The 25,027-nt window shown below is 71.1% G+C and carries 23 protein-coding genes and 4 pseudogenes; 8 read left to right on the top strand and 19 right to left on the bottom strand.

Annotation, left to right across the window (positions count from 1 at the left end; all coding sequences use genetic code 11):
* Positions 1 to 93: 93 nt before the first annotated feature.
* The 3 genes from ACQPZO_RS02340 to ACQPZO_RS02330 all read right to left on the bottom strand — a co-directional run bounded on the left by ACQPZO_RS02340 (position 94) and on the right by ACQPZO_RS02330 (position 3,632).
* Positions 94 to 2,478, bottom strand: a complete 2,385-nt coding sequence (locus ACQPZO_RS02340) for a sodium-translocating pyrophosphatase (RefSeq protein ID WP_433346579.1) — start codon at positions 2,476 to 2,478, stop codon at positions 94 to 96.
* A 363-nt stretch (positions 2,479 to 2,841) separates the two neighbouring features.
* A complete protein-coding gene (locus ACQPZO_RS02335; protein ID WP_433350738.1) occupies positions 2,842 to 3,279 on the bottom strand; it encodes an ATP-binding protein in 438 nt (145 codons plus the stop codon).
* Positions 3,276 to 3,632: an STAS domain-containing protein gene (locus ACQPZO_RS02330; protein ID WP_396671506.1), complete on the bottom strand. Its 357-nt coding sequence runs from the start codon at positions 3,630 to 3,632 to the stop codon at positions 3,276 to 3,278. Before ACQPZO_RS02330 ends, ACQPZO_RS02335 begins: the two co-directional genes overlap by 4 nt.
* Before the next feature lie 133 nt (positions 3,633 to 3,765).
* Between ACQPZO_RS02330 and ACQPZO_RS02325 the strand changes: the two genes are divergently transcribed.
* From ACQPZO_RS02325 to ACQPZO_RS02315, 3 genes are all read left to right on the top strand, one after another.
* Positions 3,766 to 6,222 (top strand): DEAD/DEAH box helicase, encoded by a 2,457-nt coding sequence (locus tag ACQPZO_RS02325; RefSeq protein ID WP_433346577.1) that lies wholly within the window; start codon positions 3,766 to 3,768, stop codon positions 6,220 to 6,222.
* A 97-nt stretch (positions 6,223 to 6,319) separates the two neighbouring features.
* Entirely contained in the window at positions 6,320 to 6,526 is a 207-nt protein-coding gene (locus ACQPZO_RS02320) for a hypothetical protein (RefSeq protein WP_396671508.1), read from the top strand.
* Between the two features lie 94 nt (positions 6,527 to 6,620).
* A complete protein-coding gene (locus ACQPZO_RS02315; protein WP_433346575.1) occupies positions 6,621 to 7,199 on the top strand; it encodes a hypothetical protein in 579 nt (192 codons plus the stop codon).
* Between the two features lie 249 nt (positions 7,200 to 7,448).
* Here the strand turns inward: ACQPZO_RS02315 and ACQPZO_RS02310 are convergent, their stop codons facing one another.
* From ACQPZO_RS02310 to ACQPZO_RS02265, 10 genes and pseudogenes are all read right to left on the bottom strand, one after another.
* Entirely contained in the window at positions 7,449 to 8,063 is a 615-nt protein-coding gene (locus ACQPZO_RS02310; protein WP_433346573.1) for a hypothetical protein, read from the bottom strand.
* A gap of 255 nt (positions 8,064 to 8,318) precedes the next feature.
* Positions 8,319 to 8,633 (bottom strand): annotated as a pseudogene (locus ACQPZO_RS02305) (Rv3654c family TadE-like protein); the annotation flags it as partial.
* A 158-nt stretch (positions 8,634 to 8,791) separates the two neighbouring features.
* Complete coding sequence (locus tag ACQPZO_RS02300) at positions 8,792 to 9,109, bottom strand: TadE family type IV pilus minor pilin (RefSeq protein ID WP_433350736.1); 318 nt, start codon at positions 9,107 to 9,109, stop codon at positions 8,792 to 8,794.
* Between the two features lie 128 nt (positions 9,110 to 9,237).
* A complete protein-coding gene (locus ACQPZO_RS02295; RefSeq protein WP_350884280.1) occupies positions 9,238 to 9,405 on the bottom strand; it encodes a DUF4244 domain-containing protein in 168 nt (55 codons plus the stop codon).
* 47 nt (positions 9,406 to 9,452) lie between these two features.
* The gene (locus tag ACQPZO_RS02290; protein WP_433346570.1) at positions 9,453 to 10,190 is read right to left on the bottom strand and encodes a type II secretion system F family protein; all 738 of its coding nucleotides are present in this window, start codon (positions 10,188 to 10,190) and stop codon (positions 9,453 to 9,455) included.
* Positions 10,190 to 10,972 (bottom strand): annotated as a pseudogene (locus tag ACQPZO_RS02285) (hypothetical protein); the annotation flags it as partial. The gene ACQPZO_RS02290 and the pseudogene ACQPZO_RS02285, both read right to left, overlap by 1 nt.
* 578 nt (positions 10,973 to 11,550) lie before the next feature.
* Positions 11,551 to 12,828, bottom strand: coding sequence for a TadA family conjugal transfer-associated ATPase (locus ACQPZO_RS02280; RefSeq protein ID WP_433346568.1), 1,278 nt, complete (start codon positions 12,826 to 12,828; stop codon positions 11,551 to 11,553).
* Positions 12,825 to 13,928, bottom strand: coding sequence for a septum site-determining protein Ssd (gene ssd / locus ACQPZO_RS02275; protein WP_433346566.1), 1,104 nt, complete (start codon positions 13,926 to 13,928; stop codon positions 12,825 to 12,827). The genes ACQPZO_RS02280 and ssd overlap by 4 nt, the downstream gene beginning before the upstream one ends.
* Positions 13,929 to 14,232: 304 nt before the next feature.
* Positions 14,233 to 14,382, bottom strand: a complete 150-nt coding sequence (locus ACQPZO_RS02270; RefSeq protein WP_433346565.1) for a hypothetical protein — start codon at positions 14,380 to 14,382, stop codon at positions 14,233 to 14,235.
* 175 nt (positions 14,383 to 14,557) lie between these two features.
* Positions 14,558 to 15,691: an epoxide hydrolase family protein gene (locus ACQPZO_RS02265; protein WP_433350734.1), complete on the bottom strand. Its 1,134-nt coding sequence runs from the start codon at positions 15,689 to 15,691 to the stop codon at positions 14,558 to 14,560.
* A 74-nt stretch (positions 15,692 to 15,765) separates the two neighbouring features.
* On the opposite strand from ACQPZO_RS02265, the gene ACQPZO_RS02260 reads away from it, so the two are divergent.
* Both ACQPZO_RS02260 and ACQPZO_RS02255 read left to right on the top strand, forming a co-directional pair.
* A complete protein-coding gene (locus tag ACQPZO_RS02260; protein ID WP_433346563.1) occupies positions 15,766 to 16,722 on the top strand; it encodes a helix-turn-helix transcriptional regulator in 957 nt (318 codons plus the stop codon).
* 147 nt (positions 16,723 to 16,869) lie between these two features.
* The gene (locus tag ACQPZO_RS02255) at positions 16,870 to 17,622 is read left to right on the top strand and encodes an SDR family NAD(P)-dependent oxidoreductase (protein WP_433350732.1); all 753 of its coding nucleotides are present in this window, start codon (positions 16,870 to 16,872) and stop codon (positions 17,620 to 17,622) included.
* Positions 17,623 to 17,723: 101 nt separating this feature from the next.
* Here the strand turns inward: ACQPZO_RS02255 and ACQPZO_RS02250 are convergent, their stop codons facing one another.
* The 4 genes and pseudogenes from ACQPZO_RS02250 to ACQPZO_RS02235 all read right to left on the bottom strand — a co-directional run bounded on the left by ACQPZO_RS02250 (position 17,724) and on the right by ACQPZO_RS02235 (position 19,498).
* A complete protein-coding gene (locus ACQPZO_RS02250) occupies positions 17,724 to 18,272 on the bottom strand; it encodes a carboxymuconolactone decarboxylase family protein (protein WP_433346561.1) in 549 nt (182 codons plus the stop codon).
* A 53-nt stretch (positions 18,273 to 18,325) separates the two neighbouring features.
* Positions 18,326 to 18,640 carry a carboxymuconolactone decarboxylase family protein gene (locus tag ACQPZO_RS02245; RefSeq protein ID WP_433346559.1) on the bottom strand — a complete coding sequence of 105 codons (315 nt, stop codon included), beginning with the start codon at positions 18,638 to 18,640 and terminating at the stop codon, positions 18,326 to 18,328.
* Between the two features lie 81 nt (positions 18,641 to 18,721).
* Positions 18,722 to 18,769, bottom strand: a pseudogene (locus ACQPZO_RS02240) (hypothetical protein); the annotation flags it as partial.
* A gap of 180 nt (positions 18,770 to 18,949) precedes the next feature.
* Positions 18,950 to 19,498 carry a carboxymuconolactone decarboxylase family protein gene (locus ACQPZO_RS02235; protein WP_433350730.1) on the bottom strand — a complete coding sequence of 183 codons (549 nt, stop codon included), beginning with the start codon at positions 19,496 to 19,498 and terminating at the stop codon, positions 18,950 to 18,952.
* 265 nt (positions 19,499 to 19,763) lie between these two features.
* On the opposite strand from ACQPZO_RS02235, the gene ACQPZO_RS02230 reads away from it, so the two are divergent.
* Complete coding sequence (locus ACQPZO_RS02230) at positions 19,764 to 20,405, top strand: hypothetical protein (protein WP_433346558.1); 642 nt, start codon at positions 19,764 to 19,766, stop codon at positions 20,403 to 20,405.
* The gene (locus ACQPZO_RS02225; RefSeq protein ID WP_433346556.1) at positions 20,383 to 21,552 is read left to right on the top strand and encodes a helix-turn-helix domain-containing protein; all 1,170 of its coding nucleotides are present in this window, start codon (positions 20,383 to 20,385) and stop codon (positions 21,550 to 21,552) included. Before ACQPZO_RS02230 ends, ACQPZO_RS02225 begins: the two co-directional genes overlap by 23 nt.
* A 51-nt stretch (positions 21,553 to 21,603) precedes the next feature.
* Here the strand turns inward: ACQPZO_RS02225 and ACQPZO_RS02220 are convergent.
* Positions 21,604 to 21,897, bottom strand: a pseudogene (locus ACQPZO_RS02220) (transposase); the annotation flags it as partial.
* 747 nt (positions 21,898 to 22,644) lie between these two features.
* Between ACQPZO_RS02220 and ACQPZO_RS02215 the strand changes: the two are divergent.
* Positions 22,645 to 23,448 carry an HAD family hydrolase gene (locus ACQPZO_RS02215; protein WP_433346554.1) on the top strand — a complete coding sequence of 268 codons (804 nt, stop codon included), beginning with the start codon at positions 22,645 to 22,647 and terminating at the stop codon, positions 23,446 to 23,448.
* A 271-nt stretch (positions 23,449 to 23,719) separates the two neighbouring features.
* Here the strand turns inward: ACQPZO_RS02215 and ACQPZO_RS02210 are convergent, their stop codons facing one another.
* Entirely contained in the window at positions 23,720 to 24,847 is a 1,128-nt protein-coding gene (locus ACQPZO_RS02210) for an IS30 family transposase (protein WP_433341506.1), read from the bottom strand.
* Positions 24,848 to 25,027 lie beyond the last annotated feature (180 nt).

Here is a 25,027-nt window from a genome sequence, read left to right as displayed (position 1 = left end):
CTGATCTTGCAAACGGTGCGGATGGCCGGTCGCCGGGCGGGGCGGGTTCCCGGCCGCGGGTGTTGGCCGGCCGGGAACCCGCTGTGTCACCGCTCAGGCGTTGACCGCCTCCGGCCGCTGGTCGGCGCTGCCTGCGCCGGTGCCGCTGCCGTCGGTGTCGCCCATCGCGACGCCCTTGCGCTTGCTGAACACCACCGACGCGACGATGATCAGCGTGGCCGCCACCGCGATGCCGACCCGCAGGCCGACGTTGCGCCCGTCGCCGACGCTCCACGCCACGACGGCCGGCGCGATCAGCAGCGAGACCAGGTTCATCACCTTGATCAACGGGTTGATCGCCGGGCCGGCGGTGTCCTTGAACGGGTCGCCGACGGTGTCGCCGATGACCGTGGCGGCGTGCGAGTCGGAGCCCTTGCCGCCGTACGCGCCGTCCTCGACGAGCTTCTTGGCGTTGTCCCACGCGCCGCCCGAGTTGGACAGGAACACCGCCATCAGGGTGCCGGCGCCGATCGCCCCGGCCAGGTACGCCGCCAGCGCGCCCGGCCCGAGGCCGAAGCCGACCGCGATCGGGGCGAGGATGGCGAGCAGGCCGGGGGTCATCAGCTCGCGCTGCGCGTCCCGGGTGCAGATGTCGACGACCTTGCCGTACTCGGGGCGCTGGGTGCCGTCCATGATCCCGGGCAGCTCTCGGAACTGCCGGCGGACCTCCATCACGACCGCGCCGGCCGAGCGGGACACCGCGTTGATGGCCAGGCCGGAGAAGAGGAAGACCACCGCCGCGCCGATGATCAGGCCGACCAGGTTGCGCGGGTTCGCCACGTTCAGCGAGCTGAGGATCTCCGCGCCGACGTCGCCCACACCAGCGTCGGCGTACGCCGTGCGCAGCGTGTCGGTGTACGAGCCGAACAGCGCGGTCGCGGCCAGCACCGCCGTGGCGATCGCGATGCCCTTGGTGATCGCCTTGGTGGTGTTGCCGACCGCGTCCAGCTCGGTGAGGATCCGGGCGCCGTTCTCGTCGATGTCGCCGGACATCTCGGCGATGCCCTGGGCGTTGTCGGAGATCGGGCCGAAGGTGTCCATCGCGACGATCACGCCGACGGTGGTGAGCAGGCCGGTGCCGGCCAGCGCCACGGCGAACAGCGACAGCGTGATGGAGCCGCCGCCGAGCAGGAACGCGCCGAAGACGCCCGCGCCGATCAGCAGCGCCGAGTAGACCGCCGACTCCAGGCCGATGCTGATGCCGGCGAGGATGACGGTGGCCGCACCGGTCTGCGAGCTCTTGCCGATGTCCTGCACCGGACGCCGGTTGGTCTCGGTGAAGTAGCCGGTCAGCGCCTGGATCGCGGCGGCCAGCACGATGCCGATGACCACCGCGGCGATGGTCACCCCGCGCGGGCCCAGGGGCGGGTCCCCGCCGTCGACGCCGAGGCTCTCCCGCCACTGGGGCCCGAGCAGGTCGGCCCAGGTCGGCTTCAGGTAGGCGTAGGAGGCGATCGCGACCAGCACCGCCGAGACCAGGGCGGAGATGTAGAAGGCCCGGTTGATCGCGGTGAGGCCGTTGCGGTCAGAGGCGCGCAGCCGGGTGATGAACACGCCGACGATCGCCACCAGCACACCGATCGTGGAGATGATCAGCGGGAGGACCAGGCCCTCGTCGCCGAACGCGGCCCGGCCGAGGATCAGCGCGGCGACCAGCGTGACCGCGTACGACTCGAACAGGTCGGCGGCCATGCCCGCGCAGTCGCCGACGTTGTCGCCCACGTTGTCGGCGATGGTGGCGGCGTTGCGCGGGTCGTCCTCGGGGATGCCCTGCTCGACCTTGCCGACCAGGTCGGCGCCGACGTCGGCGGCCTTGGTGAAGATGCCGCCGCCGACCCGCATGAACATGGCCAGCAGGGCGGCGCCGAAGCCGAAGCCCTCCAGCACGGTCGGGGCGTCGCCCTTGAACAGCAGGACCACGAGCGCCGCGCCGAACAGGCCGAGACCGACGGTGAGGAAGCCGACCACGCCTCCGGTACGGAAGGCGATCTTCATGGCGCCCTCCCGGCCGCCGGCCACCTCCCGGGCGGCGGCGGCGACCCGCAGGTTCGCGCGGGTGGCCAGCCACATGCCAGCGCCGCCGATGAACGCGCTGAACAGGGCGCCCACCACGAAGAAGGCGGACCGACCGATCTTCACCGCGGTCTCGCTGCCGTCGGTGTCGTGCACCGGCAGCAGGAAGAGCAGCACCACGGCGATCACCACGAAGATCGCGAGGGTCCTGAACTGCCGGAGCAGGTAGGCCGAGGCCCCCTCCTGTACCGCCCCGGAGATCTCCTGCATGTTGGTGGTGCCCTTACCGGCTGCCAGCACGGCCTTGGTCAAGGCGGCGGCGAAGACGAGTGCCACCAGCGCGATGACCGCGGCGATGACGACGTACGTCAGGTTGGCTCCGGTAAGGGACAGTGCGCCGCCCTCGGCGGCCAAGGTCCCGGACATCTGTGTCCTCCTGTACCGAACGCTCGCGCCGGCCGTGGAGACGCAGAGACCGACGCCTGGATGCGGACTCGCAAGCGCGCCGACCCACCCCAGCGGGCCAGCGATGAGCACCCATACCCGCTGGCTGCGGGAAGGATCACTTGCTGACAACCCGCGTACTGTAGCCCTCCGTAGTGCCGGAGGTCACATCATGGGGCACAGTGTCCGGATGATCTTCGTCGCTGTGTTATGCGAAAGAATCTGATATAAGGCCCGGGAACGACGGAAGGGCCGCCCTCCCGGTCGGGAGGAGCGGCCTGATCAGCGAATCAGTTGCTTGAGCGGCGGGTCAGCCAGAGAAGTTGATCGACGGATCAGCGGAAGTCAGCGGCCCACCGGCCAGACCATCCGGACCTCGGTGCCCACGCCGTCGTCGACCGGGCGCACCTGGAGGTCCTCCACGAAGCCGGCGAGCAGGGCGAAGCCCACGCCGGTGGTCAGGTCGTCCTCGTCCAGCGACTCGTTGGCGAGCTGGTCGGCGTCGAGCGCGGTCAGGCCGATGCTCGCCTCGATCGGCGCCCGGTCCACCACCCGCACCGAGTACGACCCGGTGTCGGACATCTCCACCAGCACCGGGTCGGGCACGTGGTACTGCCGGTGCAGGGCCACCGCCCGGGTGCACGCCTCGCCGATGGCCAAGCGCACCTCGTCGAGCAGGTCCTCGCGCACGCCGGCCCGCCGGGCCACCGCGACGCCGACCAGCCGGGCGGTGCGGACGTGCACCGGCGCCGGCGAGAAGGAGAGCCGGACCGTGGCCATCAGGCGCCGGCACCGGTCGGATCGGCCCCGATGGCCGCGTCGACCGTCGGGTGCAGCGGAAACACCTGATCCAGCGCGGTGATCCGGAAGATCTTGAGCAGCGGCTCCTTGTCGCAGACCAGCGCGAAGCTGCCGCCGACCGAACGCAGCCGCTTGAGCGCGCCGACCAGCACGCCGAGGCCGGTGGAGTCGAGGAAGTCGACCCGGCCCAGGTCGACCACGACGTGACGGGCCCCACCGTCGATCAATTCCAAGAGTCGTTCCCGCAGCCGGGGTGCGGTGTAGACGTCCACCTCACCGCCTACCTCGAGCACCGTGTGCTCCCCCACGGCACGGGTCGCCAGCGACAGCTCCATCGGTCCTCCTCGCAAGAGTCGTAAACTCTCCTGGGCATCTAACCATCCCCGCCGCCGGCGTACGTGAGGTCACCGGTGGAGGCTCTCCCTTACCCACAACCCACGCCAGTCAACTCCGAACACTTGTGCGAGAGTGCAGGACGTGAGCCCCGCAGCAACCGTATCCGCAGGCCGCGGGCCCGACCGCCCGCCGGTGGGTGCACCGGCCGAGCTGCTGCGCCAGCTGCGCGCACGCACCGGCGCCGACCCGGTCACCCACGTCGAGCGGGTGCCGGCCCGGGCCGGGGAACGGGCGCCGTGGCCCGAGTGGACGCCCGAGGAGCTGCGGGCGGCGTTCGCCCGACGCGGCGTGGTCGCGCCCTGGCGGCACCAGTCCCGGGCCGCCGACCTGGCGTACGCGGGCAGGAGCGTCGTCGTCGCCACCGGGACCGCGTCCGGCAAGTCCCTGGCGTACCAGCTCCCGGCGCTGGCCACCCTGCTCGCCGACCCCCGGGCCACCGTGCTCTACCTGGCGCCGACCAAGGCGCTCGCCGCCGACCAGCTACGCGCCGTCGCCGGCCTGGAACTCGACGGGGTACGCCCCGCCTGCTACGACGGGGACACCCCGCGCGCCGAGCGGGACTGGATCCGCCGGCACGCCCGGTTCGTGCTGACCAACCCCGACATGCTGCACCACGGGATCCTCCCCGGGCACGCCCACTGGTCCGGCTTCCTACGCCGGCTGGCGTACGTGATCGTCGACGAGTGCCACACCTACCGGGGGGTGTTCGGCTCGCACGTCGCGCACGTGCTGCGCCGGCTGCGCCGGCAGTGCGCCCGCTTCGGCCGTACCCCCGTGTTCATCCTGGCCTCGGCCACGTCGGGCGACCCGGCGACGGCGGCCGGGCAGCTCACCGGCCTGCCGGTGGCCGCCGTCACCGAGGACGCCTCCCCGCGCGGCGGGGTGACCTTCGCCCTGTGGGAGCCGCCGCTGCTGCCCGCCGACGCCGACGCCACCGTCGCCGACCTCGCGCCGGTGCGCCGGTCGGCGCTGCGGGAGACCGCCGACCTGCTCGCCGACACGGTCGCCGCGGGGGTACGCACCCTCGCCTTCGTCCGGTCCCGCAAGGGCGCCGAGGTCGTGGCCGCCAACGCCCGCCGCGCCCTGGACGAGGCGGTCCCCGGGCTGGGTGAGCGGGTGGCCGCCTACCGGGGCGGCTACCTGCGCGAGGAGCGGCGCGAACTGGAACGGGCGCTGCTGCACGGCGACCTGCTCGGGCTCGCCTCGACCAACGCGCTGGAGCTGGGTGTCGACCTGGTCGGGCTGGACGCCGTGCTGATCTGCGGGTGGCCGGGCACCCGGGCGTCGCTGTGGCAGCAGGCCGGCCGGGCCGGGCGCTCCGGCGACGAGGCCCTCGCGGTGCTGGTGGCCCGGGACGACCCGCTGGACACCTACCTGGTGCACCACCCGGAGGCCCTGTTCGGGCGGCCGGTCGAGGCGACCGTGCTCGACCCGGCCAACCCGTACGTGCTCGGCCCGCAGCTCGCCTGCGCGGCGGCCGAGGCCCCGCTCACCCCGGCCGACCTGGAACTCTTCGGTGAGGGCGCCAAGGAGGCGGTGGACGACCTGGTCGCGGCCGGGGCGCTGCGGCAGCGGCCGACCGGCTGGTACTGGCGGCACCGCGAGCGACCCGAGGTCGACCTGCGCGGCGAGGGCGGGGCACCGGTGTGCGTGGTGGAGGCGGCCACCGGACGGCTGCTCGGCACCGTGGACGGCGGCTCGTCGCACTTCCTGCTCCACCCCGGCGCGGTCTATCTGCACCAGGGAGTCTCGTACGTGGTCGACGCGCTCGACCTGGCCGACGGCTGCGCGCTGGTGCACCCCGAGGAGCCGGACTGGTCCACCCACGCCCGGGATGTCACCTCGCTGACCGTGGCTTCGGTGCGCTCGTACGTCGACGCCGGCCCGGTCGGGCTGTTCCTCGGCGAGGTCGACGTGACCAGCCAGGTGGTGTCGTACCAGCGGCGGCGGATCGCCTCCGGCGAGGTGATCGACACCCGGCCGCTGGACCTGCCGGCCCGGGAGCTGCGCACCGTCGCGGTCTGGTTCACCCTGTCCCCGCAGTCGTTGACCTCGGCGGGGATCGCTGCGGCGGACGTCCCCGGGGCGCTGCACGCCGCCGAGCACGCCGGGATCGGGCTGCTGCCGCTGATGGCCACCTGCGACCGGTGGGACATCGGCGGGCTCTCCACGGCGCTGCACCCGGACACCGAGGCCCCCACCGTCTTCGTGTACGACGGCCACCCGGGCGGGGCGGGGTTCGCCGAGCGGGCGTACCGGACGGCCGCCCAGTGGCTCCGGGCCACCCGCGACGCGATCGCCGAGTGCGGCTGCGAGGCGGGGTGCCCGTCCTGCGTCCAGTCCCCGAAGTGCGGCAACGGCAACAACCCGCTGTCGAAGCCGGACGCCGTGCGGGTCCTCGACGTGGTGCTGGCCAACCTGCCGGCCGAGCACCCGCCCCGGCAGCCCGGCCCCGCCGACGCGCCCGACGTCGAGCCGCCCGGGGACGGGGAGCGCGATCGGGTGGCGGCGTCCGGAGCGCAGGAATAGATCACGGCCCGGCGGGGCATTGACACATGGGAGCGCTTCCATGCACTCGCGCACCCCACCACCGCCCGAGCACGTGTTTCCCGCCGGAGGAGGAGTCGTGGCCGACACCATCGCCGAGACCGTCGACCTGCTCTACACCATCGACCAGGACCAACTCACCCCCGACCAGCAGATCGCCCTCGGCAGCGCGCTGGCCGCGCTGGCCCAGGCGGAACGGCTGGAACAGATCAACGAGCGGCTGCGCAGCATTCACCAGGTGCTCAACGCCTGGGCGCTCAAGGCCACCGTCGACGGCGGGCGCTGAGGGCGGAAACTCCCGGGGCGCCCGGGCCGCGGCCGGGGTCGAATGCCGAATCGAGGGCTGTGCGACACTCCGGCGACGTCCTGAAGGAGATTTCATGCAGCTCGACGCCTTGCAGCACCAAAAGCAGTTCCACATCCGGCAGCGGATTCGGATGATGGTCAACCAGTACCAGGTCCACGCCGTCGCCCCCGACGGTTCGGAAGGCGAGATGCTCGCGTTCGCGCAGCAGAAGCGGCTCGCCTTCAAGGAGCAGGTGACCATCTACACCGATGACACCAAGCAGCACCCGCTGCTGGGCTTCAAGGCCCGCCAGCGGCTCGACCTCGGCGCCACGTACGACGTGACCGACCACGCCGGCAACCCGATCGGGCTGTTCCGCAAGGACTTCGCCCAGTCGCTGCTCCGCTCGACGTGGCACGTCGAGCAGGCCGGGCTGCCCCAGGTGACCGGCCAGGAACGGAGCATGCCGGTGGCGCTGCTGCGCCGGTTCGTGGACTCGCTGTCCTGGCTGCCGTACCACTTCGACTTCACCGCGGGCGGCCAGCCGGTCTTCTCGGTCGTCAAGAAGTGGGGCCTGCGCGACCGGTACGTCGTCGAGGTGCACAACCCGCAGGTCGACCGCCGGCTCGTGATCGCCATGGCAATCGGCCTGGATGCCCTCCAGGGCCGCTGACCAGGGCCGCTGACCATCGCCGCCTCGGGGCGCGTGCCGATTGCGGTACGCGCCCCGGCTGCTCCGGCTGCCGATCAACTCCGTGACGGCGAACGCCAGCAGCAGACCAGTCCTGCAACAGCTTCCGCTCATGCGGCTCCCCCGCACGCAAGAGGCGTACCGGCAGCAGACCTACGTCGGTCACCCCGGGTGGTGACCGACGAGCCGCGACCGGGGGCTGGTCTGCTTCGAGCCGGCATTACCAGACACTCAAGGCCGTGGTGCGCTGGGCCCGGCGGCGTGAGTCCGCATACGGACGCGCAGGTTACCGAGGGCCAGGAAACAGAAGATCAACACTCCGAAGAGGGCCTGCGCGACCAGCGCCTCATGGAAGGCGGGAACGGGCAGGTCGTGGGCTCGTCCGAAGGCCGCCCCGAGCGGATACATCGACAGGGCCACGACACGGCTGGCCACCGCCACGAGGGCCAACCACGCGAGGGCACGCTCGACGCGAAGGAACCGTACGGACCGTACGCCCATGCCGTAAACAACAAGCATGTTCACCGGCAGCCCGACCACCATCTCCAACCGGTCGTCGAACAGTTGCTTTTCGTCGCTTGTCGCCTCAATTGGCTCGAAGCCCGAGACCACCCCGGTCACGACGGCGACCGCGAGGTAGACCGCCACGGTCAGGAGAACGGCACGCAGGAGGATCCGAGGAGCACCGTGACCCGGCACGTCGCCCGAAGGGCTCATGCCTCGATTCCGCCTCATCACCACGAGCGCGCCGACAATGGCTGCGGCCACCTGGGTCGACTGCTTGGCCGCGTCGGTGCTCCACCCAAGCGCCGTAAGGGTGAGATACAACGACGGAAACATCAACACGATCAGAAACGTCGCAGGGGTGCTCGACCTCGTGGAAGTCACCCAACCGTCCTTTACGCCAGTTTGTGCCGCACGGGAGTCGGCCAGTCGGGCCAGGATAGGCGGCGGCTCGTCGGAGACGCCTCCCCGGAAGCGTCAGCTGAGCCGTCCCGGAAGAGTTTCGGCTGAGGGAACCGATCCGCTGGCAGGCTTCGCCGGCCAGTTTCTGCGGGTTTGGGCATCCGGACCCATCGGGGCCGCGCCGTCGGCGTCAGCCCGCACCGGCCCGGCACGGGAGGTCACCGTAGCGACCCGGGTGAGGCCGGGTGCCGGGGTAACCGTCACCTCCGCCGTCACCACGGCATCCAGCCCGTCCAGCCGACAGTCGGTCAGCCGCGCCCCGTTGGCCCGTACGACATCGTCGGCGGACGCACAGGCCACCTGTTCACCGGCCAGGGCCCGACCCGCCCCGGCGAGCGCGCCGAAGTCCGCCGCCACCCGGGCCTGTTGCCGGGCGACCCGAGCCGCACCGACCGTCGCCCCGAACAGGCCCACCACGACGAACACCAGCCCGACCGCGAGCAGGCACACCGTCGCCCCGCCCCGCTCGCGCCCAGCCCGGGGCGTTCCGGCAACTCGCCGCTGAACGTCGGAACTTCCAGGACTCCCGGCCCGACGGCTGCGACTGCAGTGGTGTTCGCGGACGCTCCCGGCCCGACGGCTGCGACCGCAATGTTCCGCGTGGGCCGTCACGATTGCGGTCCCGGGGTGCCGGGCTCGACGGCGGCGACCGCGGTGGCGGTCACGGTGATCCGGGGCAGCCGGGCGCCGAGGGCGCGTACCGGCGCCCGCACCGTCACGGTGACCCGATCGCCATCCCCCACGACCGAGACCTCGGCCCCCGCCGGGGCCGCTGCGGCTCCCGCCGCACCTCCGGGCTGGCCCCGGGAGGCGGCCAGCGCCGCCTCCCGGGCCGCTCCCAGGCAGGCCGCCTTCGTTGCGACCGCGTTGACGGCGGTGAGCCCGGCCAGCAGGAGCAGCAGCAACGCCGGCAGGCCGGCGGCCAGTTCGGCCGTGAACGACCCGCGGTCCCGTGGCGACCGGGACGAACTCGGCCGCGCCGACGCGGTCGGCCGAGCTGGCCCCGGCCGTCGCCCGGGCACTACCCGCTCGTCCCCTGCCTGCCGGCGGTCGGTCACTTCAGCGCCCGGTCGATGACGGCGGTCAGCGCGGACTGCACGTTGCCCGACGTCAGCACCTTGAGCAGGATGCCGGCGAACGCGACGGCGGCGAGGGTGCCGACCGCGTACTCGGCGGTGTTCATCCCGGCGTCGCCTCGCAGGCGATTGAGGATCATGCGCATGCTTTTCCCTTCTCAACGTTCGCCGCCGGCCGGCCGGCCGGCGGCGCTCACAGGACGTCGCCGAGGACGGCGACGATCACCGGCACCAGGCCGGCGAGAATGAAGGCCGGCAGGAAGCAGAGCCCCAGCGGCAGCACGATGAGGACCCCGGCCCGACGGGCCGACGCCTCGGCGGCGGTGGACCGGTCGGCGCGCAGGTCGTCGGCGAGGCGGGTCAGCGCGCCGGCCAACGCCGCGCCGCTGCTCGACGAGCGCAGCGCGGCACCGGCCAGCCGCTCGGCACCCGGCACCGGAACAAGGTGCGCCCAGGCCTCCTCGGGGCCGCCACCGAGCAGCAGGGTCCGACCGACCCGGCCCAGGCGGTCGGCCAACGGGCCGCCGAGCGACTCCGCGACCGCCAGCACGGAACGGTCTACCGGCGCACCGGCCCGCAGCGCGGCCGCGAGCAGGTCCGCCGCGAGAGGCAGGTCGGCGGCCTCCCGGAGCCGCCGCTCCCGGACGGCGGGGGGCTCGATCCGGCGTAGACCCCGGTCCGCTGCGACGGCGACGACGGCACCACCCAGGAGCCCGGACCAGCCACCGACGACCACGACGGTCGCCACCGCAGCGAGGCCCGCCCCGAGCCGGATTCGGTCTGGCCACCACGCCGGTCTCGATTGCCCGGTCGGCCCGGCCCGCCCCTGCAGGCCACGCAGGCGACGGGCGGTGCCCGCAGGCGAGCCGACGGAGAGGGCGAGCACCGCCGCCGCGACGAGGCAACCGGCCGCCACCGCCTGCCGGGTCATCAGCGGCTCCCGTCCGGCACCGCGCCGAGGCGCTCCGTCCAGAGCAGCCCGGCCGACTGGAGGACGGCGGCCGCGATCGCGCATCCGCCTCCGACGGGTGTGTGCAGCAGGACCTCGACCGGGTCGACGCCGACCCCGTACCCGAGCCCGACGCCGCCGAGCGGCAGAGCCGCGAGCAGCAGTGCGGTGGCCCGCGCCCCGGCCGCCTGCGCCGCCGCGCCGGCCAGCCCTCGGTCGGTGGCCCGGGCGTCGGCCTCGACGCGCTCCAGTAGGTCGGCCAGCGGAGCGCCGGTCCGGTCCGCGAGCCGGATCGCTGCCTGGGCCAACCGCCCCAGCCGGTCCGGGTCGGGCGCGGCAACGGCTGGCCTGCCGGCGTCCGGGGCCGGACCGGGGATCAACCCCGGATCGTTGACCGTCCCGGAGGCGGCCGGCGGACCATCGGGGGCCGGCGGGGCTCCGACGGTCAGCGCGACCTCGAACGATGGCACGGTGGTGGCGTTCGGGGCGACCTCAGCCGAGGGCAGGCGAGCGGTCAGGGCGGCGGCTGCGGTCAGCACCGGCACGCCGGCGCGCAGGTCTGCGGCTAGGGCGCTGAGCTGGTCCAGGCTGTGTCGTCGGGCGCGCTCAGCGGCACGCGCGAGGCCTCTGCGCAGCACCGCCCGCGCGGCCAACGCCCCGTACGCGCCGACCACCACGGCGGCCACGGGCCCGGCCAGCAGGCCACCTGCCCCGGCGCCCACCGCTCCCGCCAGCAGCAGGCTTCGCCGGGGCGAGGCGGACAGCCACCCGGGCACCCCCGGCCGACGGCTGCCTGCCGTGCCGGCGGGAAACCGCCCTGGCGACGACCCGGTACGCCAGTTCCCGGCATCGGGGAGCAGCGAAGCCAACAGCGAGCCTCGCTGCCCCGGCGGGGCAGCCTCGGACCGGTCCAGGGTGGCAGTGGGCCGGCGCGGGTCACGACGACCGGGCGGCCCAGACCGTCCGCCGAAGCCGAACGGGTCGGGCGGCCTGGACGGACCGGACGGGCCGGAGAACGGACGCGGGCCGGACGGCCTGCCCGGAACAGGGCACGGGCCGCCATGTTCCCCCGGCGCGGCCCCGTTCCGGGGGTGTCGCCCGGGATCCCGGGCGTCGCGGGGGTCACGCTGCCGGTTCGACGCCCCGCCGGCATCTCTCGGCGCGGCCTCCCCGGTGGGGATGCGTACCGCACCGACCCGATCGGCCGGGTCAACGGGCGACGACGGCCGGCCCGGAGACGAACCGAGTAGTCGCCGTCGCCGGGACCGGCTGCTGCGCAGCGGCCACGCCACAGCCGCAGCGGCGACGACGAGAAGGACCGCCACCAGCCAACCCGCCCTGGTCACTCGGGTCCTCCGTGCCGGGACCCGCCGCCCCTCACCTCGAACCGGTCGCCCCGATCGGAGCGGCCATCCCGATCGGGGTGACCAGGCCACACCTCACCGAGGACGGGCGGGACGGGCACGTCGCGCTCGCGCAGCAGCGTGCCGAGGGCTGCTGCGGCGGGAGCCGGCCCGTGGCCGCGTACCCAGGCGGGGACGACGGTGATCAGGCGGTCCGGTCCCTCGGGGAGCAACAGGCAGACCGACTCCAGCACCCGGCCCCGGGCACCCCGGCGGACCTGGAGCAGCACCTGGAGCGCGGCGGCGACCTGAGCGTGCAGGGCGGCCCGGGGCAGCCCACCCAGCATCCCGAGCGCCTCCAGCCGGGCCGGCACGTCGGACGGGGCATTCGCGTGCAGCGTCCCCGCCCCGCCGTCGTGACCGGTGTTCAGGGCGGCAAGCAGGTCGACGACCTCCTTGCCCCGGCACTCCCCCACGACCAGCCGGTCCGGCCGCATCCGCAGGGCCTGCCGGACCAGGTCACTGAGCCCGACCGCGCCGGAGCCCTCCACGTTGGAAGTGCGGGCCTGCAACCCGACCACATGCGGGTGTACGGGCCGCAGCTCGGCGGCGTCCTCGACAAGGATGATCCGCTCGGTACCCGGGACCAGCCCCAGCAGCGTGTTGAGTAGCGTCGTCTTGCCGGAGCCGGTGCCGCCGACGACCAGGTACGCGAGCCGGGCCGCCACCACGGCGGCCAGCACCGGCGCGACCGGCCGGGGCACGGTGCCCTGCCGGACCAGGTCGTCGAGGGTGAACGGGCGCTGCCGGAAGGTGCGCAAGGACAGGTAGGGCCCGTCCGTCGCGACCGGAGGCAGCACGGCGTGCAGCCGGGTCCCGTCGGGCAGCCGGGCGTCCGCGTACGGGGAACCGTCGTCGAGGCGGCGACCGGCTCCGGCGGCGAGGCGTTGGGCCAGCCGGCGGACGTCGTCGATCGTGCCGAGCGGAACAGCGACCTGACGCAGGCCCTGCCCCCGGTCCACCCACACCCGATTCCCATTGACCAGCACGTCGGTCACCGCTGGGTCCACGAGCAGGGGGGCCAGCGGACCCGCGCCGACGAGGTCGTCGTGCACCCGGCCGGCGATCCGGAGCACGGCGGTGTCGCCGAGGACCGCCGCGGCGGGCTCGGCACGTACGGCGGAGACGACGGCGGCCGGGGTGACCGGGGTGTCCGCGGCGGCGAAGCGCTGGCGTACCCGGCTCGAAAGCTCCTCGCCGCCCGGAGGCGCGGTCATGCCGCGCCCGACGCGGGCAAGCCGGTCAGCTCGCCGACGATCCGCTGGCAGAGCGCGGCGAGCGGGCCACGCCCGTCGGCGGCGGGCGCCTCACCCCGTTCCAGTCCCCGGCACAGGCCCGGCTCCGGTCGCAGCGTCCCGGCCAGCGGCAGCCCCAGGGCGCGGGCCACCTCGACGGCCTTCAGCCGCCCCGGTGCCGGGCCGCGCACGACGACGGAGAGCTGGGCGCAGTGCGGCGCGGCGGCGGCGACCACCCGGGCCGCCGCCGCGGTGGCCCGCAGCTCGGCCGGCACGACCAGAAATGCCTGGTCGGCGGCCTGCAACGCGAGCACGGCCGGGTCGTCGAGGTGTCGGGGCACGTCGGCCACGACGAAGTCCCGCCCCCGGCGGGCCGCCTCCAGGGTGGCCGCCATCGCCGGGGCGGGCAGGGCCAACAGGTCCCCCCGGTCCCAGGAGAGCACCACCAGGTCACCCCGGCTGGGTAGGGCCCGGACCAGGGCCGGAGGGTCGACCCGGCCGTCGGCGTCGGTGAGCGCCGGCCAACGCAGCCCTTCCAGTTGTTCCCAGCCGAGCACCAGGTCCAGCCCACCGCCGAGCGGGTCGACGTCGACGAGGAGGGTGCGCAGCCGGGCCCGGGCGGCGGTGACGGCCAGCCCGCCCGCGAGGACACTCGCCCCGGCGCCACCCCGCCCGCCGAGCACCGCGACCACCCGGGCCACGCCGTCGCCGGCGCGGTCCGGCGCGCACTCGGCGAACCGGTCCACCAGCCACGGCTCGGCGGCGGGGAGGACGGCGACGTGCTCAGCCCCGATCAGCTCGGCGATCTCCCAGCCGGGGTCGAGCTGCCCGGAGCGACCCACCAGGACCATCCGTGGCCGGCGCGGCAGCCGCGCCCGCAGGCACGCCTGCGCCTGGTCGTCGCCGACCAGCACCAGCGGCGCCGGTGTCCACCGGGACCTGGCGGCGGCCGGGTCGGCGGCCACCTCGACCTCGGTGCCGCCGGCGGCGGCAAGCCGGAGCAGTTCGTCCAGGAGGTCGTGGTCCGAGGTCACCAGCAGGGGCAGCCGCCGGCGCGGTGGGAGCGAGGTACGGGGTGGCATCGCGGCCTCCAGCAGTCGGACTCGGGGGTGCTGCCGGAGAGCGTGCCGGGAACCCGGCAGGCCCCGCCGGTGGTGCACACCCGCCTGTGGACAACCGAGGTCGCTGTGGACAACGCCCGGAAGGCGAGTCGATCTGCTATGGCACCGCGCTCCTGAGCAGGTGGGCGGGCACCACCGCAGACCAGCGGGTGCACCGGCGAATTCGTCCGGCTCGGAAAGACACCCTTCGCTGACGATCACCCGGAGGCGCACCGGTCATGGCCTATGAGGCCGTCGCCGCAGCCGTCGCTTCCGGTCAGGGTGCCTACGCGTGGCCGCCGAGTGCGACCGTCCCGATGGTCAACAGCGGCTCACCCTCCAGGATTTCCCCGACACGCTTCGCCTGGTCGTCAAGTTCCTGGCGTTCGGCAACGGTGAGCGCGGTCAGGCCCCACATGTCTGCAAGGACAGCCAAAGCATCACTATGGACTGGTAGGCCATCGAGCACGGCTCCTGGCGTCGTCGATCGGTCCTGGTGGCGCCGGCAACTGGCGTCGTACCCCGCCTGGTTCCAGGCTCCGAAGGCGTCGTCCCGCCGGACTGGATCGGGCGGTGCGGGCCGGCGGGGCGGCTGCCCTGGCTGGTTGCCGTCAGCGAAGCGGGCGGAAGAACTTCCGCACGTCGTCCACCAGGAGGTCGGGTGCCTCCAAGGCAGCGAAGTGGCCGCCGCGGCTGAATTCGCTCCAGTGCACGACGTTGTGGTCGCGTTCGGCGAGAGGCCGGATGGTGATGTCGTTGGGGAACACCGCCACCCCGGTCGGGACCTGTGACCTCGGGTTGGCCTGGCCCCAGGTGCGGGCGTCCTCGTAGTAGATCCGGGCGGCGGATCCGGCGGTGCCGGTGAGCCAGTACACCGAGACGTCGGTGAGGATCAGGTCGCGGTCGATGGCGTCCTCGGGCAGGCCGGCGCTCGGGTCGGTCCACTCCTTGAACTTCTCGACGATCCACGCGAGCTGACCGACCGGTGAATCGGTGAGGGCGTAGGAGATCGTCTGCGGCCGGGTCGACTGGACGATGGCGTACCCGGACATGTCCCTGCCCCAGGTGGTCATGAACGCGAGGCGGGCCTCGTCGGCCTCGGTGAGGCCGACCAGCTCAGCCGGATCGCCGGAGGGGAAGGTGCCCAGGTTGTTGACGTGCACCCCGATCACGTGATCGGAGTCGATGCGGCCGAGCTCCGGGGTGATGATCGCTCCGGTGTCGCCGCCCTGGGCGCCGTAGCGGTCGTAGCCGAGGCGCTTCATCAGCTCGGCCCATGCCTGGGCCACCCGGCTGGTGCCCCATCCGGGTGCGGCGAGCGGGGTGGAGAAGCCGAAGCCGGGCAGGGACGGGGCCACGACGTGGAAGGCGTCGGCGGGATCGCCACCGTACCGGGCGGGATCGGTCAGCGGGCCGATGATGTTCATGAACTCCACGACCGAGCCGGGCCAGCCGTGGGTGAGGATGAGCGGCACCGCTCCCGGCTCAGGCGAACGAACGTGCAGGAAGTGCACGGTCTGTCCGTCGATCTCGGTGGTGAACTGGGGAAACTCGTTCAGCCGCGCCTCATGGGCACGCCAGTCGTAGCCGGTGTGCCAGTAGTCGGCCAGCGCCTTCAGATAGCCCAGCGGCACCCCCGCCTCCCAGCCTGTGGCGGGCGACTCGTCCGGCCAACGGGTGGCGGCGAGCCGCTGGCGCAGGTCGTCGAGGCGGTCCTGGGGAATTTCGATCCGGAACGGGGTGATCTGTTCGCTCATGAACATCACCCTACGGCCGAGCTAGGACAGCTCTGGCCCTAGCTTGCTGGCAGACTTGGGGCATGTTGGAAACCTCCGCACGGTTGCTGCGGCTACTCGGGCTGCTACAGACACCCCGCGATTGGGCCGGCACCGAACTGGCGCAGCGCCTTGAGATCGACGTACGGACCGTGCGCCGCGACATCCAGAAGCTGCGCGACCTCGGCTACCCCGTGCACGCCACCCCTGGTGCTGCCGGTTACCGACTTGGCGCGGGAACGCAGCTCCCGCCACTGCTTCTCGACGACGACGAGGCCGTCGCTGTCGCCATCGGGCTGCGCACCGCCGCCAGCGGCACGGTCACCGGCATCGAAGACACCTCGCTCCGCGCCTTGGCCAAGCTCGAACAGGTCCTGCCGTCGCGCCTACGGCACCGGGTCAACCTGCTGCACTCGGTCACCGTCACGGTCCCCGCCACCGGCCCCACCGTCGACCCGGACGTGCTGGTCGCCATCGCCACGGCCTGCCGCGATCACCAGAGGCTCCGCTTCGACTACCGCCGCCACGACGGCACCTCGTCAGTACGCGACGCCGAACCCCACCGGCTCGTCCACAGCGGACGGCGCTGGTACCTCATCGGTTGGGACACCGACCGAAGCGACTGGCGCACCTACCGCGTCGACCGGATCCAACCGCGCATCCCGACCGGACCCCGATTCACGCCACGACCGGCACCCGACCCCGACTTCGCCACGTACCTGACCCACGGCGTGTCCACCGCCTCCTACCGCTACCAGGCCAAAATCACTTTGTACGCCTCGGCGGAGGCCGCCGCCGAGCGGATCGCGCCCACCGTCGGCGTCATCGAAGCCGTCGATTCGCATACCTGCATGCTGCACACCGGGTCGAATTCCCTGGACGAGATCGCCGTCTATGTCGCGCTGTTCGGCTTCCGCTTCCGCATCCACGAACCACCCGAGCTGATCACCCACATCCGAGGCCTCGCCACCCGACTGACCGACGCCGTCGAGACTTCCTGAGCGGCGTGTTGGCAGCCGGCCCCGCCCGTTTCGAACGACAGCAGTCGCGCAGGGTCGCAGTACTGGGACATGGTTCAGCAGGGTCAGCAGGCGCGGGCCGTATGCAAAGATCCGGCCATGAACCACTTCGCTGCGCCACTGGACGGCATGAGCACCCTGGTGATCGGAGGTGGCGGCGAAGGTATCGGGCGCGCGATCTCACGTGCCTTCGCTGCGGCCGGCGCAGCCGTCGCCGTCGCCGACGTCGATCCGGACCGGGCGCATGATGCCGTTCATGAGTTGACAGAGTCTGGCGCCCGCGCGGTTCCGCTCGTCGGTGACGTGCGCTCGCGCTCGGATCTGGACGGGTTCGTCACCCGCACCACCGGCGAGTTCGGTCGGCTCGACACACTGGTGACCGTCGTCGGAGGGCAGGTCGCGTTCGTACCCGCGGTGCGCCTGCACGAGATGGAGGACGACGACTGGGACCTGGCGTACGAAATGAACCTTCGCTATGTGGCGCGTGCGGCCCGGGCTGCCATCCGTGCCTTCCTGTCCCAGGGCAGCGGCGGGTCCATCGTCAGCGTCGGGTCCGTCGCGGGCGTCATGGCCGCACCCATGCAGGCTGGCTACGGTGCTGCCAAGGCCGGGCTCGCCAGCCTCGCCAAGACCGTCGCTGCGGAGTACGCCGGTGACGGCATCCGCATGAACGTGGTGGCTTGCGGTGCCATCGCAACGGCGGCGGCGAATTCCGACCAGCGCACCGCGGCAGTCCCTGAGATTCCGATGGGTCGAGTCGGCGTCCCCGATGATGCCGCCGCGGCAGCTGTCTACCTGGCCTCTCCGCTTGCCGCCTACATGACCGGGCAGAGCCTCGTCGTCGATGGAGGAGTCACCGTACGCGGCCCGTTCCCAACCTAGCCATGGAGGCGCGGACGGCGCCCCGCCACGACGTCGCGAATACCGTCGTGCGTGGCCTGGATGTCACCGATCGTAAGCAACGCACGGGTTAAAGATCACGTTCAGACCATGTCGCGGTAGCCGACGCTGATGACCCGCTGGGCCGCCTCCTCGTAGTACTTCGGATCACTCGGGGCGAACGTGCCGAGGCCGTCGACGTACCGGTTGACCATGCAGAAGGCCGCCGCGATCAGCACCGTGTCGTGGATCTCCTCGTCGGTGGCGCCCTCGGTGCGGGCCGTCTCGACCAGTCCGGCGGTGACGCTGCGTCCACTGTGCTGCACCGCCCCGGCGATGTGCAGCAGGGCGCGCAGCTTGGCACTGACCGGGGCGTTGTCCAGGTCGGCGCGTACCTGGTCGACCAGGGCCCTGCCCTCGTCGAGCAGGGCGGCGGCGAACGCCGAGTGCGCCGAGCAGCAGTAGGTGCACTCGTTCAGGCCGGAGACGTACGCGGCGATCAGCTCGCGGTCGGCCGTCGACAGGCTGAGCGGCCCACGCAGCAGGGTCTCGGCCAGTTCCAGCATCGGCTTGCCGGTCACCGGCCGGTACTTCAACGGGCCCCGGACACCGGGAAACTCGTTCTCGTCCACGCCCAGGTCGATGTGTGCCATGACGTCACGCCCTCATTTTTCTAGCAGGTGAAACTTCGGGTGACCGGTGTGGGTCAGCGGTCCAGCACCGGCAGGTAACCATGGGTGGCGACCCGTCCGGCCGGTCCCAGATACCACTCCTGGTCGTCGGGTACGAGCGTGCCGAGGCCGTCGACGTACCGGTTGAACATGCAGTACGCCGCCGCGATCAGGACCGTGTCGTGGATCTCCAGGTCGGTGGCGCCCTCGGTGCGTGCGGCCTCGACCAGCTCCGGGGTGACCTCGCGTCCACTGACCTGGACGGCCCCGGCGATGTGCAGCAGGGCGCGCAGCTTCGCGGAGATCGGGGCGTTGTCCAGGTCGGCGTGAACCTGGTCGACCAGGGTCATGCCCTCGTCGAGCTGTACGGCGGCGAACGCCGAGTGCGCGCCCTGGCAGAACCGGCACTCGTTACGGCCGGAGACGTACGCGGCGATCAGTTCCCGTTCCCCGGGGGTGAGCGGGTGCGGTCCGCGCAGCAGCGCCTCGTTCAGCGCCAGCAGGGGGCGGCCGGTCTCCGGCCGGTAACGGATCAGGCCGTGGATACCCAGGTAGACCTGCTCGTCCTGGCCAAGGTCGATATGTGCGATGACCTGATGCTCCGGGTTCTGCTCGTGGGGCGGGCGGGGTTCGGCCCAGTGGCGCCGGCCGGATCGTCGTCAGACGACCTGTCGGTAGCCGTTGTTGACGATGCGCTCGGACGCCCGCGCGTACCACCCGGGGTCGGCCGCCGGTTGGGTGCCGAGGCCGTCGACGTACCGGTTGAACATGCAGAAGGCCGCCGCGATGAGCACCGTGTCGTGGATCTCCAGGTCGGTGGCGCCCTCGGTGCGTGCGGCCTCGACCAGCTCCGGGGTGACCTCGCGTCCACTGACCTGCACGGCCCCGGCGATGTGCAGCAGGGCGCGCAGCTTCGCGGAGATCGGGGCGTTGTCCAGGTCGGCGCGTACCTGGTCGACCAGGGTCATGCCCTCGTCGAGTTGCGCCGCCGCGTATGCCGAGTGCGCCGAGCAGCAGTAGGTGCACTCGTTGCTGCCGGAGACGTACGCGGCGATCAGTTCCCGTTCCCCGGGGGTGAGCGAATGCGGTCCGCGCAGCAGCACCTCGACCAGCTCAAGCAACGGTTGACCGGTCTCCGGCCGGAAGCGCAGCGGCCCACGGACGCCTGGAAGCTCGGTCTCATCCACCCCTAGATCGATGTGTGCGATGGGGTCACTCTCTTGATCTCGAAGCCGGTCCCTGATCGTGGCTGAGGATCAAATCTAGTCAGTCCACAGTGGCATCTCAAGGGTGTGCGCCGGCTGCTGCACCAACTGTCTCGCTGCCTCCTCGCTGCCTCCGAATCTCAAGATCAACGCTGAGTGGCCAAGCTGTTACCACTCGCTCGCTCGCTTGCTCATCGCACCACCTGCCGCCGATCCCAGGGCGCGTCGCTGCTTCCGCGTTAATAATCCTGGTGATAATATCTGCCTCATGTTTAACGAGGACGTCGAGCGCATCCGCGAAGCCCTTGGTCCGCTCTGCGAACCGCTGCACGACGTCTTCACCTGGGCTGACCAGCAGCGCAAGGGGGCGCTGCCGGAGTTCGATGGCCTGCCGGAGTACAGATGGCACGCAACCCACACCATCCGCGCGTTCGCCCATCTACGGCTGCAACAAGTCAAGATCGACTCTTGGGGCCTCTCCGGCAACCACTCGCGCAACGGAGAGCTATGGCTCACGGACGGCGACTACCGGGCTCGGCTTCTACACACCGTCCGTGACGCGGATGTTCCTCCAGCGGGAAGCAACGCTGCGAGGCAGGCTTACTACCGGAATATGCCGCTCTTCACTCTGCCGCAGCAGCGCCTCACGGGACCGCCGGACGATCGCCTGCTGTTCGTCTGGCGCATCGACCTGAAGACCGGCGTTCCAGCCTTCCGAGTGGTAAGGCCGATCGGGAACTGGAAGTGGGGGGACCACGCTGAGACTGACATCGACTTCATCCTGCCCGAGACGGCAGAGGATCTTGCTGCACTAGAGTTCGAGCCCTCGGACGAGGGCATGGAGTTGGACATCCCAAACGAGGACCAACTGGAAGGCGGGATCGAAGATGCTGGCGGCAGCGCCGGGTGAGCGGCTCAAGACCCTGCGTGACATCCTTGGGTTGACGCAGAGTCAGCTAGCTGAGGTGTCTGGCGTCAGTCAACCCTGGATATCCGACGTTGAGACGTCGAGCAGAGAGGCGACCCAGGACAAGCTCCAGCAGATTGCGGACTCGACCGGCACACCCGTCAGTTTCTTTGCAGCCCGCCCGGCATCACTTCCTCTCGACACCCTTCGGTTCCGCAAATCATCGGCCGCTAGGAAGATCACCACTCGCCGAGTGCACGCGGTCTACGGTGAGAGCTACCGCGTAACCGAAGATCTGGTTGAGGCTGAACACTATCCGACGCCGTCCCTCCCCTTCGCCTCTGGCGACGCCAGTCTTACCGGCGCGGAAATCGAGCAGCTCGCAAACGAGGCACGAGAAGCGCTCCAGCTAGCTCCCGACAAGCCCATTCCTCACCTGACGCGTGCCCTTGAACGAGCCGGGATCGCAGTTGCGCCCATGGTTCTTCCGGACCATGAGGGAGAGGAACAAGCCGCAGTCGGGCATTTTGGTGTTTCCTACTGGGGCGGTCTCGGCGCTACTGCGCTGGTCGGATACTTCCCGGGCCACCAAGGCGACCGGGACCGCTTTACCCTGGCTCACGAACTCGGACACCTGGTCCTGCATACGTTCCGGCCGAGGATCATCCATAGCGAAGCCGAGCAGGAAGCGAATCTTTTCGCTACCGCTCTACTGGTTCCGCTTGATCGTGCACAGGTCAGCATGTCAGACAGGCTCTCGCTGACTGACTATGCCCGACTAAAGGCAACGTGGGGCGTTTCCATCCAAGCGCTGATTATGCGCGGGCATACCGTGGGCGCCATCGGAGACACTCGAAAGAACTCTTTGTTCGTTCAGTTATCAGCGAAGGGGTGGCGGAAGCGAGAACCCGTCTCGGTCGGGCATGAATCGCCGAAGCTGCTTTGGACATTACTGTCCCGTCGTTATGGATCTCGTCCTTACTTGCAGGGCGCGGACAAACTTGCGATTCATCCAACTCTTTTGCGTTCAATCGCGCCCACTCCTCAACTGGCTCTTGCTGCCCAGAGCCAAGTCGACCCGACTTGGACTGACGGGGTGAAGGTAGTCGACTTTGGGGCGAAACGTAGGGCGGTACGGCGTAGAGCCTAGGGCTACAGTAGCTGACCAGCACCTTGCTGCAACTATGCCATCCCAATGCTCCTATGGAGGCCAACAGATCAGGGCGGCGGAGTCGGCGCCCAGGGCGGTGTAGACGTCGCGAGGATGTAGCGCTTGAGGCAGCGGAGGACCTCTTGCTTGCTGAGGCCTTCGGTGATGCGTCGGTGGACGTAGTCGCGGGTGCGCTGGTCGTAGCGCTTTCGGCACAGGGCGACGGTGTGTAGGGCGTGGTTGGCGCCGGTCGCCTCCTCGGTGGAGACGGCGGCGTACTCGTCCTGAAGTCGCGGGGATGGGTGCTGCGCCGCAGAGGTGAGCGAGCGCGGCTTCGGAGTGCAGGCCTTGTCTGCCGCCGACCCACACACCGTGTCGCAGACCAGGGCCAGGGTGACGCGTCACGAGCTGGAAGGCACGGAAGGTAGAGGCCGTTCGCGACCACGTCCACACCAACGGCACATGGCGCGACCCCTGCTCTACTCCATCCTCGCCCAGGGATGGAACCCCACCGCCAGCTAACCACCACCCGCAGGCATCCGGGCACGGAGCCGAGCCGGCCTTCGTGCTGCATGCGGAGCGTTCGGCGACGGCGATGGAGCGGTGAATTTGTCCGGGTCCGCTTCGCCTACCTCACCGATGACGACCTCCGCCGGCTCGGGGTCCGGCTGACGTTCGCTGACGATTCGCTGACTTTTCCGCCCGTCGCCCCGCCCGACGGACCCAGGAGACGTGGCTTCACCTGGCCCGGAAGCGGACCGGGAAAGGGACGACCCCCGTCGGGGGGAGACGGGGGTCGTCGGGCGGTTCGGCTCCGGGGGGGTTGAGCCGAACCGACTCAGCGGTTACGGGGGGTGCAACCGCCGAGGGCCTGCTTCGCACGACACGTGAGTCCTCGTCGCAACCACAAGCATGCCTGAGCAGACCCGTATACGTCGAGTGGTGTTGACTCCACTCAGTGCGAAATTGTGTTCGGAGAGTGTGACTGCCGTCACTGACGGGCAGTGGTCCTAGGGGTCGCCCCCAGGTCGGGCCGAAGTCCGTACCCCAGGGACCCGCCGACGATAGTCCATCGGGCTAGACTTTCGCGCCGTGGGCCGAAGTGCCGCTTTTTTCGATCTGGACAAGACCGTCATCGCCAAGTCGAGCGCCTTGGCGTTCGGTCGGCCATTCTACCGGGATGGGCTGATCACCCGGCGGGACGTGGTCAAGTCGGCGTACGCGCAGCTGATGTTCCGGCTGGGCGGCACCGACGAGCAGACCATGGCCAGGACCCGGGACTACCTCGCCGCGCTCTGCAAGGGCTGGCAGGTGGAACAGGTCCGCCAGATCGTCGCGGAGACACTGCACGAGCTGATCAACCCTTACGTGTACGCCGAGGCGGCGGCCCTCATCGAGGAGCACCAGGCCGCCGGCCGGGACGTCGTGCTGGTCTCCGCCTCCGGCGAGGAGATGGTCCGGCCGATAGGCGAACTGCTCGGGGTGACCGACGTGATCGCCACCCGGATGACGGTGACGGACGGCCGCTACAGCGGTGAGGTGGAGTTCTACGCCGCCGGGCCGAGCAAGGTCGAGGCGGTCAGCGAGCTGGCCAGGGAGCGCGACTACGACCTCGCCGACTCGTACGCGTACTCCGACTCGATGAGCGACCGGCCGCTGCTGGAGTGCGTGGGCCACCCGAGCGTGGTCAACCCGGACCGGGCGCTGCGCAAGCTGGCCAGCGAGAACGCCTGGCCGGTGCTGGAGTTCCGGCACCCGATCCCGCTGGGCCGCCGGCTGCGGGAGCGTCCCGCCGTCCCGGTCGCCGCGGCGGCCCTCGGCGTCGGCGTCGGGGTGGCCATCGGCATCGCCTGGTACGGCCGGCACCGCCGCACCCGCACCGCCCCCGTCGCCTGACCGACGCCCGGGGTCACCCCACCGGCCGGCGTCCACCGCGCCCGGCCACCTCTCCGAGCGCCCCCGCCGCCTGACTCCGCCAGGGGCGCCGTGTACGGGCTGCGGAACTCCCCCTGCCGGCCCGCTCCGGGCGTTCAGGCTTGTTCCCTGCGCGGGCGGGCCCTGGCGCGGTCTGGGTCCGTCCGAGCGCACCCGATCGCACTGGATCACGCTGGACGCTGAACAAGATCGTGCTCGATCAGGGAAAGTGTGGCCTCGTTACGGGGCGGTTTCAGGTGGTTGTTGCAACGAGGTACTTGTGGAGTGCTTCGGTTGGATTCTGCCAGTTGAGGGTTTGGCGTGGTCGTCCGTTGAGTTCTCGGGCGATGGTGTCGAGGTCGTCTTGGGTGTAGGTGCGGAAGTCGGTGCTGGAGCGGGGGAAGTACTGGCGTAGGAGTCCGTTGGTGTTCTCGTTGCTGCCGCGTTGCCAGGGTGAGTGGGGGTCGCAGAAGTAGACCTTGCAGTCGGTGGCGAGGGTGAAGACGGGGTGTTGGATCATCTCGATGCCCTGGTCCCAGGTCAGGGTCTTGCGTAGTTCGGCGGGCAGCCGGCGCATCAGCCCGGTGAGCACGTCGATGACCTGTTCGCTGACCCTGGAGTGGGGTAGAGCGCCGAGCATGACGTAGCGGGTGGCCCGTTCGACCAGGGTGATGATCGCGCTGGATCCTCGGGCGCCGATGACCAGATCGCCTTCCCAGTGCCCGGGCACGGCCCGATCGTTGGCTTCGGCCGGGCGGGTGGAAATGTGGAAGTCCCGCACCCACGGGCGGCTTCCCCGTCCCGCGGCGGCCTGCCGCGACTGCGGCCGGCGGACCGCCCGCCCCGACCGCAACGCGACCTGCCGGGCCAACTCCTGACGCATCCCGCCTCGGGCCTGGAAGTAAATCGCCTGGTAGATCGTCTCGTGTGACACCCACATCTCCGGTCGATCGGGAAACTGCACCCGCAGGGACCGGGCGATCTGCCCCGGCGAGTGCCGCTGCCGCAGCCGATCCCTGACCGTCTGCCACAACGGAGGCCACGGCCGCCCCCACCCCGGACGCAGCTTGCCCCCACGAGGACGCCTCGCCCGCCACTGCGCCTTGGCCCCAGCATTGCGGTGACAGTACTTCCACCGATACGCCCCACCCCAGCCCTTCGGGTAACCCACCCCGGCCACATAGCCCCGATCAGGGCCGTACGGATGCCGCTGACCCGTCGGCACCCGCCCCCCGGTACCGCAGTGGTTACGCGACACCTCCCGCCACACCGTCGACCGATCCCGCCCGATCACCGCCGCGATCTGCGGAAACGACAACCCCTGCCCGAACAACACCTCAATCTGCGCCCGCTCCACGGACGACAACCTTCTCCCCGGCATAAACCCTCATCCTCACGAGAATCCACCCCGTTGCAACAACCACTTGAGCCCAAGCGGGTAGGGAGCCACCCTTTCCGGGATCGAGCACGATCTTGCACGCCTGGCCGATCGCCGGCGGTTCCGAGCCGCCCGGACCCGGAACGCTCCGGAACTGGGAGGCGACTGGCGCCTCGTCCCAGA

This window comes from Micromonospora sp. CA-111912 (assembly GCF_050948415.1).
GTDB lineage: Bacteria > Actinomycetota > Actinomycetes > Mycobacteriales > Micromonosporaceae > Micromonospora.
The sequence above is the reverse complement of the archived record's forward strand: the minus strand, read 5'-3'. Positions and strand labels throughout refer to the sequence as shown.

Coding starts and splice junctions, on each gene's coding strand:
- ACQPZO_RS02295 (WP_350884280.1), bottom strand. CDS start 9,405: ATGCGCATGATCCTCAATCGCCTGCGAGGCGACGCCGGGATGAACACC.
- ACQPZO_RS02340 (WP_433346579.1), bottom strand. CDS start 2,478: ATGTCCGGGACCTTGGCCGCCGAGGGCGGCGCACTGTCCCTTACCGGA.
- ACQPZO_RS02260 (WP_433346563.1), top strand. CDS start 15,766: ATGTTGGAAACCTCCGCACGGTTGCTGCGGCTACTCGGGCTGCTACAG.
- ACQPZO_RS02225 (WP_433346556.1), top strand. CDS start 20,383: ATGCTGGCGGCAGCGCCGGGTGAGCGGCTCAAGACCCTGCGTGACATC.
- ACQPZO_RS02250 (WP_433346561.1), bottom strand. CDS start 18,272: ATGGCACACATCGACCTGGGCGTGGACGAGAACGAGTTTCCCGGTGTC.
- ACQPZO_RS02230 (WP_433346558.1), top strand. CDS start 19,764: ATGTTTAACGAGGACGTCGAGCGCATCCGCGAAGCCCTTGGTCCGCTC.
- ACQPZO_RS02290 (WP_433346570.1), bottom strand. CDS start 10,190: ATGACCCGGCAGGCGGTGGCGGCCGGTTGCCTCGTCGCGGCGGCGGTG.
- ssd (WP_433346566.1), bottom strand. CDS start 13,928: ATGCCACCCCGTACCTCGCTCCCACCGCGCCGGCGGCTGCCCCTGCTG.
- ACQPZO_RS02210 (WP_433341506.1), bottom strand. CDS start 24,847: ATGCCGGGGAGAAGGTTGTCGTCCGTGGAGCGGGCGCAGATTGAGGTG.
- ACQPZO_RS02245 (WP_433346559.1), bottom strand. CDS start 18,640: ATGACCCTGGTCGACCAGGTTCACGCCGACCTGGACAACGCCCCGATC.
- ACQPZO_RS02315 (WP_433346575.1), top strand. CDS start 6,621: ATGCAGCTCGACGCCTTGCAGCACCAAAAGCAGTTCCACATCCGGCAG.
- ACQPZO_RS02280 (WP_433346568.1), bottom strand. CDS start 12,828: ATGACCGCGCCTCCGGGCGGCGAGGAGCTTTCGAGCCGGGTACGCCAG.
- ACQPZO_RS02330 (WP_396671506.1), bottom strand. CDS start 3,632: ATGGAGCTGTCGCTGGCGACCCGTGCCGTGGGGGAGCACACGGTGCTC.
- ACQPZO_RS02255 (WP_433350732.1), top strand. CDS start 16,870: ATGAGCACCCTGGTGATCGGAGGTGGCGGCGAAGGTATCGGGCGCGCG.